The 13,198-nt window shown below is 38.3% G+C and carries 10 protein-coding genes and 1 tRNA gene; 10 read left to right on the top strand and 1 reads right to left on the bottom strand.

Going from position 1 to position 13,198, the window contains the following annotated elements:
• The first annotated feature begins 26 nt into the window (after window positions 1-26).
• The 8 genes from ACYQ2D_RS05505 (at window position 27) to efp (ending at window position 10,961) form a co-directional block, all read left to right on the top strand.
• On the top strand, window positions 27-473 hold the full coding sequence (locus ACYQ2D_RS05505; protein ID WP_022302697.1) for a MarR family winged helix-turn-helix transcriptional regulator: 447 nt from the start codon (window positions 27-29) through the stop codon (window positions 471-473).
• Window positions 474-483: 10 nt separating this feature from the next.
• Window positions 484-2,646: an ABC transporter ATP-binding protein gene (locus ACYQ2D_RS05500; RefSeq protein ID WP_459784840.1), complete on the top strand. Its 2,163-nt coding sequence runs from the start codon at window positions 484-486 to the stop codon at window positions 2,644-2,646.
• Window positions 2,639-4,480: an ABC transporter ATP-binding protein gene (locus tag ACYQ2D_RS05495; RefSeq protein ID WP_459784838.1), complete on the top strand. Its 1,842-nt coding sequence runs from the start codon at window positions 2,639-2,641 to the stop codon at window positions 4,478-4,480. The genes ACYQ2D_RS05500 and ACYQ2D_RS05495 overlap by 8 nt, the downstream gene beginning before the upstream one ends.
• A 308-nt stretch (window positions 4,481-4,788) precedes the next feature.
• Window positions 4,789-5,799: a 3-deoxy-7-phosphoheptulonate synthase gene (aroF, locus tag ACYQ2D_RS05490; protein WP_022302693.1), complete on the top strand. Its 1,011-nt coding sequence runs from the start codon at window positions 4,789-4,791 to the stop codon at window positions 5,797-5,799.
• Window positions 5,800-5,803: 4 nt separating this feature from the next.
• Window positions 5,804-8,005, top strand: a complete 2,202-nt coding sequence (locus ACYQ2D_RS05485; RefSeq protein ID WP_022302692.1) for a DNA topoisomerase III — start codon at window positions 5,804-5,806, stop codon at window positions 8,003-8,005.
• 114 nt (window positions 8,006-8,119) lie between these two features.
• Window positions 8,120-9,478, top strand: coding sequence for a citrate/2-methylcitrate synthase (locus tag ACYQ2D_RS05480; RefSeq protein ID WP_118701016.1), 1,359 nt, complete (start codon window positions 8,120-8,122; stop codon window positions 9,476-9,478).
• Window positions 9,479-9,543: 65 nt separating this feature from the next.
• Entirely contained in the window at window positions 9,544-10,056 is a 513-nt protein-coding gene (locus ACYQ2D_RS05475; protein WP_022302690.1) for a YqeG family HAD IIIA-type phosphatase, read from the top strand.
• 347 nt (window positions 10,057-10,403) lie between these two features.
• A complete protein-coding gene (gene efp / locus ACYQ2D_RS05470) occupies window positions 10,404-10,961 on the top strand; it encodes an elongation factor P (protein ID WP_022302689.1) in 558 nt (185 codons plus the stop codon).
• A 47-nt stretch (window positions 10,962-11,008) separates the two neighbouring features.
• Here efp and ACYQ2D_RS05465 read toward each other — a convergent pair whose 3' ends face one another.
• Window positions 11,009-11,899, bottom strand: coding sequence for a DUF5688 family protein (locus ACYQ2D_RS05465; protein ID WP_117455401.1), 891 nt, complete (start codon window positions 11,897-11,899; stop codon window positions 11,009-11,011).
• Window positions 11,900-12,116: 217 nt separating this feature from the next.
• On the opposite strand from ACYQ2D_RS05465, the gene ACYQ2D_RS05460 reads away from it, so the two are divergent.
• A tRNA-Arg gene (locus tag ACYQ2D_RS05460) sits at window positions 12,117-12,189 on the top strand.
• A 60-nt stretch (window positions 12,190-12,249) separates the two neighbouring features.
• Entirely contained in the window at window positions 12,250-13,164 is a 915-nt protein-coding gene (locus ACYQ2D_RS05455; protein WP_459784836.1) for an SH3 domain-containing protein, read from the top strand.
• The last annotated feature ends 34 nt before the right edge of the window (window positions 13,165-13,198 follow it).

Genomic DNA, 13,198 nt, shown 5'->3' with positions numbered 1-13,198 from the left:
CTAAGTAAAAAAGGTGGTGAGATTTCGTGAAGTGCGAGGAAATAGATAGTTTACAGGGACTGATAATGCGCATGACACATTTATACTATGGCAAAGCGTATGCAGCAATGAAAGAATTAGATGTTCATCCAAGGCAGATACCATTGTTGTTTATACTGCAGAAAAAAGAAGGAATGAGTCAGAGAGAAATCTGCGATGAAATGAAGATAAAACCGCCAACGGTTGCGGTTTCTATCAAGCGAATGGAAAAAGCAGGTTTAATTGAGAAAATGCCGGATGAAAAAGACCAGAGGGTTGTCCGGATTTATGTAACAGAAAAAGGAAAATCGCTGAGTAAGCAGATTGAGAAAGTAGTCAAAGAAAGTGAAGCAAAGGTAGTAGAAGGATTTTCAGAAGTAGAAATTTGTCTTATGAAGCGGTTTTTGAAGCAAATGATAGCAAATATGGAACAGGAAGAAAGCAAAAAGGAGTGACACGAAGATTATGTTAAAAATGTTTCATTACATGAAAGAACGATGGTATTACGTGGTAATGATTATTGTTCTTTTATTTGTGCAGGCATATTGTGACCTTTCCCTGCCGGATTACACATCCAAAATTGTCAATGTGGGTATCCAGCAAAAAGGAATTGAGGATGGAGTGCCGGATACCATCCGAAAAGAGAGTATGGAGCATCTGCTTTTGTTTTTAGATGAAAAGGAAAAAGCAAAAGTAGAAGATGCCTATACCTTAAAAGATGATGTCTATAAAAGAAATGATGTCACAAAAGAGGAACGAGATGAGTTAAATTCGATTCTTGCGATTCCGATGATGGCAGCAGGAAGTTTAGAGGATGAAGAAAAGGCAGCAGAAATCAAGACACAGATGGGACTGCCAGAAGAGAGTGATTTATGGCAGGTATTAGAACAATTACCGCAGGAACAGTTAGATGCCATGAAAGATTCTCTGACAGAGAAAATAAAAGAAATGCCGGAATCCATTGTAACGCAGGCAGCCGTACAGTTTGTACAGACAGAGTATGAAGCACAGGGAATTGATGTAGATGCGATGCAGATTCAGTATCTGATGACCTCTGGACTTAAAATGCTTGCAATGGCACTTGTCATTATGCTTGCAGCTGTTTCTGTTACGTTTTTATCTTCAAGAGTGGCAGCTTTTCTTGGACGGAATCTTAGAAATGGAGTTTATCGGAAAGTTATTTCATTTTCCGGTGAAGAGTTAAATCATTTCTCAACCGCTTCTTTGATTACAAGAAGTACCAATGATATTCAGCAGGTTCAGTTAGTATTTGCCATGATATTCAGAATTGTACTTTATGCCCCAATTCTTGGTGTGGGTGGTGTCTTGAAAGTCTTACAGACCGATGTTTCCATGACCTGGATTCTTGGTGTGGCAGTCGTGGCAATCTTAATCTTAGTTGGATTTCTATTTGCAGTTGCAATGCCGAAATTTAAAATTTTACAGTACCGAATTGATGAATTAAATTTGGTTTCAAGAGAAATTTTAACCGGTCTTTCTGTTATTCGTGCGTTCTCAAGAGAGAAACATGAAGAAGAACGCTTTGAAGAAGTCAATGAACGTCTGACAAAGACAAATCTGTTTGTAAATCGCTGTATGACTTTTATGATGCCGGCAATGATGCTGATTATGAACGGAATTACTGTATTGATTATCTATAATGGTTCTCATGCAGTAGATAATGGAACAATGCAGGTCGGAAACATGATGGCATTTATGCAGTATGCAATGCAGATTATCATGTCGTTTTTAATGATTACCATGATGTCGATTATGCTTCCGAGAGCCAGTGTATCTGCAAAACGTATCAACGAAATTATGGAGACAAAAGTAAGCATTGAATCTCCGGAAACAGCAAAAATTCCGGAAAATAACAAAAAAGGTGAAGTTCGTTTTGAACATGTAGGATTTGCTTATCCTGGAGCGGAAGAGGAAACGCTTTCGGATATTAACTTTACAGCTCAAAAAGGAGAAACTGTAGCATTTATCGGAAGTACCGGAAGTGGAAAGAGTACCTTAGTTAACTTAATTCCACGTTTCTTTGATGTGACAAGCGGAAAAATTCTGGTAGATGGAGTGGATATCCGTGAAATGGGACTGCATGATTTACGTGAGCGAATCGGCTATGTTCCGCAAAAAGGAGTACTGTTTTCCGGAACAATTGATTCCAATATCCGTTATGGAAAAGAAGATGCAACAAAAGAAGAGGTCAATCGTGCAGCCGAGATTGCACAGGCACAGGAATTTATCGGGCAAAAAGAAAAAGGAATGGAATCTGAAATTGCACAGGGTGGAACGAATGTATCCGGTGGACAGAAACAAAGACTTTCTATTGCAAGAGCAATTGCAAAGAATCCGGAAATCTATATTTTTGATGACAGTTTTTCTGCACTGGATTATAAGACTGATGTGGTGCTTCGCCGTGCATTAAAGAAAGAGACAAAAGATGCAACGACTTTAATTGTTGCACAGAGAATCAGTACCATTTTACATGCAGATAAGATTTTGGTATTAGACGAAGGAAAAATTGTTGGCGAGGGAACTCATAAAGAACTTTTGAAAACCTGTGAGGTTTATCAGCAGATTGCAATGTCACAGTTGTCAAAGGAGGAATTGGAACATGAGTAATACAGCAGGAAGAGGCAGAGGTCCAATGGGTCGGAGAAGAGGTATGTCCGGCGAAAAGGCAAAGGACTTTAAAGGTGCAATGCTTCGGCTCTTAAAATATATGGAACGTTATAAATTCCGACTGATTTTGATGGTGATTTTTGCAATCGGCGGAACCGTATTTAATATTATTGGACCAAAGATTTTAGGTAAGGCAACAACGGAACTGTATTCCGGTCTGATTTCAAAGATTAACGGCGGAAGCGGAATTGATTTTGATAAAATTATAAAAATTCTCGTTGGTGTAATGTGTCTGTATGTAGTCAGTTCAGTCTTATCCTTTATCCAGGGATTTATCATGACAGGCATTTCCAATGATGTGACTTATAATCTCAGAAAAGATATTTCAAAGAAAATCAATAAAATTCCAATGAAATATTTTGAAAGCAGAACACATGGAGAAATCCTTTCCCGTATTACAAACGATGTGGATACGCTGCAGACCGGAATTAACCAGAGTGTAACCCAGCTTATTTCATCAGCCACCACCTTGATTGGTGTACTGGTTATGATGTTAAGCATTAATGTATGGATGACTTTGGCAGCACTTTTGATTTTACCGGTTTCGATGTTTATTATCAGCAAGGTCATGAAACATTCCCAGAAATACTTCCAGGACCAGCAGAAATATCTTGGTGAAGTAAATGGACAGGTTGAAGAAATTTATAGCGGACATACTGTAGTAAAAGCATTTAACAAAGAAGATGACGTCATCAATGAATTTGAAAAGACCAATGAGAAATTGTACAGTTCTGCATGGCGTTCACAGTTCTTTTCCGGAATTATGATGCCGATTATGCAGTTTGTGGGAAATCTTGGTTATGTTATGGTTGCTCTGTTTGGCGGCTTTATGGTTATTAAAAATAAAATTGAAGTCGGTGATGTGCAGGCATTTTTCCAGTATATCCGAAACTTTACCCAGCCAATCCAGCAGATTGCGCAGGTTACTAATATGCTTCAGTCCTCAGCGGCAGCGTCGGAACGTGTGTTTGAATTTTTGGATGTGGAAGAAGAAGACCAGATGGCAGAGGATCCGGTGTCTATCAATCAGATAGAGGGAAATGTCAGTTTTGAGCATATTTCCTTTGGCTATGACCCGTCAAAGATTATTGTACATGATTTTAATGCCGATGTAAAAGCCGGACAGAAAGTTGCGATTGTAGGACCAACCGGAGCCGGAAAGACAACGATGATTAAACTTTTAATGCGTTTTTATGATGTCAATTCCGGGGAAATCTGTATTGATGGTCATAATGTAAAAGATTTTAACCGTATGGAACTTCGTGAAATGTTTGGTATGGTACTGCAGGATACCTGGCTGTTCCACGGAACAATTATGGAAAATATCCGTTATGGACGCTTAGATGCAACAGATGAAGAAGTCATTGCGGCAGCAAAAGCAGCCCATGCCCATCATTTTATTATGTCTCAGCCAGGTGGTTATCAGATGGAATTAAATGAAGAGACCAGTAATATTTCCCAGGGTCAGAAACAGCTTTTGACAATTGCAAGAGCAATCTTAGCGGACAATAAGATTATGATTCTGGATGAAGCAACTTCTTCCGTCGATACCAGAACAGAAGAGCGAATTCAGAAAGCAATGGATAATCTGATGAAAGGACGAACCAGTTTTGTTATTGCTCACAGACTTTCCACGATTCGTGATGCCGACTTAATTCTGGTTATGAAAGACGGAGATATCATTGAACAGGGGACTCATGAATCCCTTCTTGCCAAGAATGGCTTCTATGCAAATCTTTATAACAGCCAGTTTGAAAAGATGGAAACAGTTTAAAGTGTAAAACTTTAAATTGCTAAAATATTTTTTGCAAAATGGGTTGACAAACGATAAAAAAGTCAGTATTATTTGGTTAGATTAATTAAGAGAGGTTTTACCATGATGAAGAATTTATTGAACGTATGGACAAAAGATTTTTATTTTGGTTATCTGGGTTATTTTTATAATGCAGGTCTTTTGTGCTATGGTAAAGCATCCGTCAATCAATTCTGATTTCAAAGATACCGATAACAGAATTTTAACCGGTGTTTGCCTTAGCAGGTGAACATCGGTTTTTTAAATTTAAACTAAAAGGAGAAAAAGTCATGATTATTGTTTTAAAGAAAGATGCAGAAGAAGCGAAAGTGGAAAAATTAAAAGAGAATTTGGTGAACAGAGGATTAAAACTTCATTTATCACAGGGCGAAGATACCACAATTATTGGTCTGGTTGGAGACACTACAGAGATTGAACCGGAGCAGTTACAGGCATTTGACGTAGTAGAAACCGTAAAGAGAATCAAAGAACCTTACAAAAAAGCAAACCGCAGTATGCATCCACAGGACAGTGTGATTGATATCTGTGGAAAGAAATTCGGTGGAAATCATTTTCAGGTGATTGCAGGTCCGTGTTCCGTTGAGACCAGAGAACAGATGGTTGAAGTGGCAGAAGATGTAAAGGCATCCGGTGCAGGTCTTTTAAGAGGTGGTGCATTCAAACCGAGAACTTCCCCATACTCTTTCCAGGGACTGGGCAGTGAAGGATTAAAACTGCTTTTAGAAGCAAAAAAAGCAACCGGACTTCCAATTGTGACAGAGATTATGAGTGCAGCACATCTGGATTTATTCGATGATGTAGATGTGATTCAGGTTGGTGCAAGAAATATGCAGAACTTTGAACTGTTAAAAGAACTTGGAAAGATAAATAAACCGATTTTGTTAAAGCGTGGCATGTCAAGCACCATAGATGAACTTTTAATGAGTGCAGAGTACATCATGGCAGGTGGAAACGAACAGGTTATTTTATGTGAAAGAGGAATCCGTACCTTTGAGACTTCCATGAGAAACACACTGGACATTTCAGCAGTTCCGATGTTAAAATCAAAGACACATCTTCCGGTGATTGTAGACCCAAGTCATGCAGCAGGAATCCGTTTTATGGTAGAGCCGCTTACCATGGCAGCAATCGCAGCAGGTGCAGATGGTGTTATGATTGAAGTTCACAATAATCCGGAAAAAGCATTATGTGATGGTATGCAGTCACTGACACCACAGGCATTTGATGATGTGATGAAAAAAGTGAAGAAAACCACAGAGTTTTTTGGAAAGGTAATGTAATAACATGAAGTCATTAGTACTGGCGGAGAAACCATCGGTTGCAAGAGATATTGCAAGAGTATTAGGCTGCAGTAAAAAACTAAATGGGGCAATCGAAGGAAACCGCTATGTTGTCACCTGGGCGTTAGGACATCTTGTGACACTTGCAGACCCAGAGGAATACGACAAGAAATATAAAGAATGGAAGCTGGAAGACCTTCCGATGATGCCGAAAAAGATGGAACTTGTAGTAATTAAACAGACGGCAAAGCAGTATCATGCAGTAAAAACACAGCTTTATCGAAAAGATGTGAATGAAATTATTATTGCAACGGACGCAGGCAGAGAGGGAGAATTAGTAGCACGCTGGATATTGGAAAAATCCGGATGTAGAAAACCAATCAAACGGCTTTGGATTTCCTCTGTTACAGACAAGGCAATCAAGGCAGGCTTTTCTTCTTTGAAAGACGGCAGGGAGTATGATACATTATATTCAGCAGCCTGGGCAAGAGCAGAGGCAGACTGGCTGGTTGGAATCAATGCAACCAGAGCACTGACCTGTAAGTACAATGCCCAATTGTCCTGTGGAAGAGTTCAGACACCGACACTTGCAATGATTGAAAAAAGAGAAGAAGAAATCCGTTCCTTTAAGCCGGAGACGTATTATGGAATCAATCTCATGGCAGAGGGAATCCGGTTTACCTGGCAGGATAAAAAAAGTGGTTCTGCCCGCTCATTTTCAAAAGAGAGAATCGAAACACTCAAACAAAAAATGCAAGGCGCTCCCCTTTTCATAAAAGAAGTAGAAAAGAAAGCAAAAAAAACTTATGCACCGGCACTTTATGATTTGACTGAACTGCAAAGAGATGCGAATAAAAAATTTGGATTTTCTGCAAAAGAGACGTTAAATATCATGCAGAGGCTCTATGAAAATCATAAGATACTGACCTATCCAAGAACAGATTCCAGATATTTAAGTTCCGATGTCATTGGAACATTAAAGGAACGCTTAAAAGCATGTGCAGTCGGTCCATATAAAAAGATGGCAGGAAGTCTTTCAATGAAGCCGGTCAAGGCAAATAAATCTTTTGTGGATGATAAAAAAGTAAGCGACCATCATGCAATTATTCCAACCGAACAGTTTGTACAGTTAGAACATCTGACAAATGAAGAACGAAAAATTTATGATCTGGTTGTCAGAAGATTTCTGGCAGTTTTGTATCCGCCGTTTGAATACGAACAGACAACAGTAAAAGCAGGCTGTGAGGAAGAAGAATTTCTTGCGAAAGGAAAGATTGTCTTAAAAGAAGGCTGGAAAGAGGCTTATGAGGGAAGCTGGTCAGATGAAGAGGATGAGGAACAAAAAGGAGAGTCTGCTTTAAGAGAACAGAAACTTCCGAATCTGGAAAAAGGCATGCAGTTTTCGAATAATATTCGAATTGAAATTATAACAGGGACGACACGTCCACCGGCACATTTTAATGAAGCGACACTGCTTTCAGCGATGGAAAATCCGGTGCGCTACATGGAAAGCCGGGATGCAAAGACAGTTAAAACTTTAGGAGAAACCGGAGGACTTGGAACGGTAGCAACCAGAGCAGATATTATTGATAAACTGTTTCATTCCTTTTTGATGGAAAAGCGTGGAAAAGAAATTTTTATCACCTCAAAGGGACGACAGCTTTTAAAATTGGTTCCGGAAGATTTGAAAAAACCGGAACTGACGGCTGACTGGGAGAATAAACTTTCTAAGATTGCAGAGGGAAAATTAAAGGATAAAATCTTTCTTTCAGAAATCCGCATTTATGCACAGGAATTGACCAAAGAGATTAAAACGGGAGATGGAACCTTCCGCCATGATAATCTTACAAACACAAAATGTCCGGTATGTGGAAAGCGTATGCTTGCAGTCAATGGAAAAAACAGTAAACTTTTGGTATGTCAGGACAGAGAATGTGGACATAGAGAAACAATTTCCCGTACGTCGAATGCAAGATGTCCAAAATGTCATAAAAAGATGGAATTATATGTAAAAGGCAAAGAAGATACCTTTATCTGCAGTTGTGGTTATAAAGAAAAACTGTCTTCTTTTACAGCAAGACGGCAGAAAGAAGGCGCGGGAGTCAGTAAAAAAGATGTCCAGCGTTATCTGAACAAACAGAAAAAAGAGGCAGAAGAACCAATTAATTCTGCATTTGCCGATGCTTTTGCAAAATTAAAATTGTAAATATAAAAAAAAGTTTAGAAACTGTTCATAAAAATATTTCTTGTGAATTCCCCTTTTCTTATGGTAAAATGTCACTATGCTAAAGTGAAAAAATAAGAAAAGGGGGATTCTGCTATGGGATTCAATATGAAAGTAACACCGGAAATCGAGGCCCTTACAAAAGTTTGCGAAGAAAACAGTAAAATGGATGTAGCTCTTTATGGAAAATATGATGTAAAGAGAGGTCTGCGTGATATCAATGGGAAAGGTGTTCTTGCAGGTCTGACACAGGTTTCAAACATCGTTTCGAGTAAAACTATAGATGGAAAAAGTGTTCCTTGTGATGGGGAGTTATACTACAGAGGAATTAATATAAAAGACCTTACCAATGGTTTTTTAAAAGAAAATCGTTTTGGATTTGAAGAGACAACCTATTTATTGTTATTTGGTGTACTTCCAACAGAAGAGCAGTTAAAAGATTTCTGCAAAATACTTGGAAATCAGAGAAGTCTGCCGAGAAATTTCGTACGAGATGTCATTATGAAAGCTCCAAGTAAAGATATGATGAATACCTTGTCAAGAAGTGTGCTGACGTTATATTCCTATGATTCGAATCCGGAAGATATTTCTCTTCCGAACGTGCTGCGTCAGTGTATCAATCTTATCAGTATTTTCCCAATGTTATCCGTTTATGGCTATCAGGCACATAGACATTATAATCAAAATAAAAGTTTATATATTCATAATCCGAAGAAAGAATTATCAACTGCTGAAAATATTTTGCGTATGTTACGGTCGGATAAAAAATATACTCCGCTTGAGGCAAAGATTTTGGATTTGGCACTGGTACTTCACATGGAGCATGGAGGTGGTAACAACTCTACGTTTACAACTCATGTTGTTTCTTCCTCTGGTACAGACACCTATTCAGCCATTGCAGCAGCACTTGGTTCTTTAAAAGGACCGAAACATGGCGGTGCAAACATTAAAGTAGTCAGCATGTTTGACGATATGAAGAAGCATGTTCACGATTGGAAAGATGAAGAGGAAGTTTCTGCTTATCTTCGAAAACTGCTTCATAAAGAAGCATTTGATAAGCGTGGTCTGATTTATGGAATGGGACATGCGGTTTATTCGATTTCTGATCCGCGTGCACGGATTTTCAAGCAGTTTGTGAAACAGTTAGCCGATGAAAAAGGAAGACAGAAAGATTATCGTCTGTATGAAATGGTAGAGCGTCTTGCACCGGTGATTATTGCTGAAGAACGTCATATTTATAAAGGTGTCAGTGCAAATGTCGATTTTTACAGTGGATTTGTTTACAGTATGTTGGAACTTCCCCTTGAACTGTATACACCAATGTTTGCGATTGCGCGTATTGTCGGCTGGAGTGCGCACCGAATGGAAGAACTGATTAACACGGATAAGATTATTCGTCCGGCATATAAAAATGTATTAGAAGAACAGGCTTATATTGCTTTGGAAGAAAGATAATTGACAAAAAACGAGATTTCCGTTAACATCGGGTATGAATACACAACAGAAATGAGGAAAATAAAATGTTTCGTACCTTTTTTCCGGATGAATATCTGGACTCTACTTATGAGATTGATTTTGAAAAATTGTATCAGGACGGTTACCGTGGATTGATTTTTGATATTGATAATACGTTAGTTCGTCATGGGGAACCAGCAGATGAACGTGCAGTTGCATTATTTAAGCGCTTAAAGAAAATCGGATTTGACTGTTGTCTGCTTTCCAATAATCAGTATGAGAGGGTTTCTTCTTTTAATAAAGAGGTGCAGGTGCATTTTATTGAAGATGCACATAAGCCATCGACCAAGAATTATATCAAGGCAATGGAGCTGATGAAAACAGACCGTTCCAATACGATTTTTGTTGGAGACCAGTTGTTCACAGATGTATATGGGGCAAAAAGAACCGGAATTCGCAACATTTTGGTAAAACCAATTCATCCAAAAGAAGAGATTCAGATTGTGTTTAAACGCAAATTAGAGAAAATTGTGCTTTATTTCTACGAGAAAGAGAAAAGAAAGCAAAAAAATGGTTGAAAAATTAAGTCGGGTATTATACAATGAAGTACAGTGGAAAAAACGATTTTATTTTCCAATGGAAGAAGGCCACGAAAATCAAGTGGTAAACAAATAAAATCTAGGAAAGGAAAAGCTATTTAGATGAAAACCTATATCTAATCAACTAAAAATGAAGTTATAGGTGTGTACCGATGGCTAGTCGGGAATTTACGACTGTGGAGTGTACAAGAATTTACGAGTAGATAGATATTTTTTATATCATCAAAAGTATACACGATGAAGCAGTAACTACAAATCGTGAGATTGTAGCGAATCATCTAGCATATACGCATTTGTATATGTTTTTAGTAGCAGGAGTATTCATTATGATATCAGCAGGCGATTTTAAAAACGGTCTTACTCTGGAAATTGACGGAAACGTAGTACAGATTATGGAATTCCAGCATGTAAAACCAGGTAAAGGTGCAGCTTTCGTAAGAACAAAATTAAAAAACGTAATCAACGGTGGTGTGGTAGAAAAAACTTTCAGACCAACTGAAAAATTCCCACAGGCTCGTATTGACCGTGTAGACATGCAGTATTTATACAATGATGGTGATTTATACTACTTCATGAACAATGAAACTTATGACCAGATTGCAATCGACAACGAAACAGTTGGAGATTCTCTGAAATTTGTAAAAGAAAACGAAGTTGTAAAAGTATGTTCCTACAATGGAAGCGTATTTGCAATTGAAGCTCCGTTATTCGTAGAATTAGAGATTACAGAAACAGAACCGGGATTCAAAGGTGATACAGCACAGGGCGCTACAAAACCTGCAATCGTAGAAACAGGTGCTACTGTTTATGTACCTCTGTTCGTAGATCAGGGAGACAGAATCAAAATCGATACAAGAACTGGAGAGTATTTATCCAGAGTATAATGATTGAAAGCACTCAGCCGGAAGATTACTTCCGGCTGTTTTTTTCTTTAAAGAGAGAGTTCCTGTTTTTTTAAGTCATAGTAATAGACATGATTGGAAAGCACTTCTTCTTTTGCAACCTGTGTGGAATTGACTTCGACAACCATTTCCTCTAACTCCGGTTTGGAATAAACTCCAAAGTCAGGAACGAGAATACATTCATGTACGCTGCTTGGCAGAACAAAGAAATTACAGCCAAGAAGTGCTGAAATATGAGAAAGTACGTGAGGATAGAGAAGAGCAGCTGCGCCAAAATACGTTTCCTGATTGGTTAAAATATACATGGAGTTTGGGGAAAATTCGGAGGGGAGAAGTGATTCGTCATTAGAGAGCTCGCGAATCAGAGCATCCATTTCTTTAAAACAAAAAGGAAGCTTGCGACAGGTATTGAGTCTGGCGTCACGAATTAAATCATCTGTGGAAACATTCCATGCGGTAAGGTTGGAATTGTGGATTAGAAAGCTTCCGTTTTGAAGATTTGGGGCGGTAACTTTACAGTAAAAGACAATTGCCAAATCGAGATAAGGGATATGGGGAATTTTGTTTAAGAGAGAACGGTTCATTTCGTAATTGATGAGTTTATAGCAGACATGCGTGCGCATTTTTTGATAATCATGAACTTCATCAGTCAGTGCAAACGAAGCCTCCGGCTGATGCTGTTGGTTGAGTTCAAGAATCCGCCTGGCAATGCGCTCAATGGAAATGCCTTGACAAAACCAGGGATAAAAATCGTCTAAATAAAAAGTAGGAGCAATTTGACCTCCTTTTTTCATAATGATAACAGCATCTGCACAGCTTCCGTTATTTTTGTCAATACAGTGTAAAGAAACCGACTGCTCGGGATCTGCCAAATCCTGAATTGCAAGTAACAGTTCTTCTTTAAAGAGATTGTAGTCCATAGTATGACCTCCTGAGATTAAAATATAAAATTATAATGTGAAATAAAATATAGGAATTTTTTCGGAGAAGTTCCGAAAAGAAATTAGAAATGTATTTCAATAATATACCATGAGGGATAGGAAACTGCAAGCGGTCATTTATTAAAAAAGTCTAAAATCGAAAATCAGGAGGGTTTACAACCAATCCGTTTTATGATAAGATATTTTACGTCAGTAAGCACTCGTAGCTCAGGGGATAGAGCAGTGGTTTCCGGTACCACGTGTCGGGGGTTCGAATCCCTCCGGGTGTGTTTTTTCTTTTTTTTAGAGAAAAAAGCAGAGAATAAGGGTAAGAGATAAAGGAGGATGCTATGTTAGACAACTTCAGAGAATGGCTGTCAGATAATCTGAGATATATTCTTCTGGGTTTGGCTATTTTAGTTGTTCTGCTCGTCTTATTTTTTGGAGTCCGTGCAGTGACAGGACTTGTTACTTCAAAGGAGAAAGGAAACACAACGAAAAAGACACAGGTTGTAGATTCTAAGAATGATAACACAGAAGCAAAAGATGAGAGCAAGAACAATGACAAAAAAGAAGAAACCTCTTCTTTAGAAAAAAATGCGTACCCTGAAGTAAATTCATTAATCAATTCGTTTTATGAGGCATGGGGTCGAAAAGACATAGAGCAGATGAAACAGCTCACAGATAATTTAGATGCAGCCGATGAAGCGAAGGTTACAAATTCGACTTATATTGAAAGTTATAATGATATTACTGTTTATACGAAGCCGGGTTTAACGGATGATAGTTATGTTGTGTATGCTTCTTATAAATTAAAATTTACAGATATTAAGGCAGAAGCACCAGGGCTTTCCCAGTTATATGTCATGAAAAATGAAGACGGTTCTTATATTATCCATAATGACAGCAGTGATGAAAAAATTAATGCCTATCTTCAGAAAGTAACACAAGATGAAGATGTACAGAAACTGGTTTCACAGGTGGAGGATGATTTGAATTCGGCAATTGAATCGGATGAAGATTTAAAAGCATTTGAAGAACAGCTTGGTCAGGACAGTAATTCTTCAGCAAGAGCAGAAGAAGGTGCAACACTTACGGTACAGGAAGACTGCAATTTCCGTGCGGAAGCGGATACCGAAGCAGAAATTCTTGATGTGATTCCGGGAGGAACAGAGGTAACAAAGGTTGCAGATGGTCCGGAAGGATGGATAGAAGTAGAATATAATAATGAGAAAGGTTTTGTTTCGCAGGATCTTTTAAGATAACAAAAAACCCAGCTTATAAAAGCTGGGATTTTTT

Source organism: Blautia stercoris (genome assembly GCF_054657695.1).
This window is presented reverse-complemented; position numbering and strand designations above follow the sequence as displayed.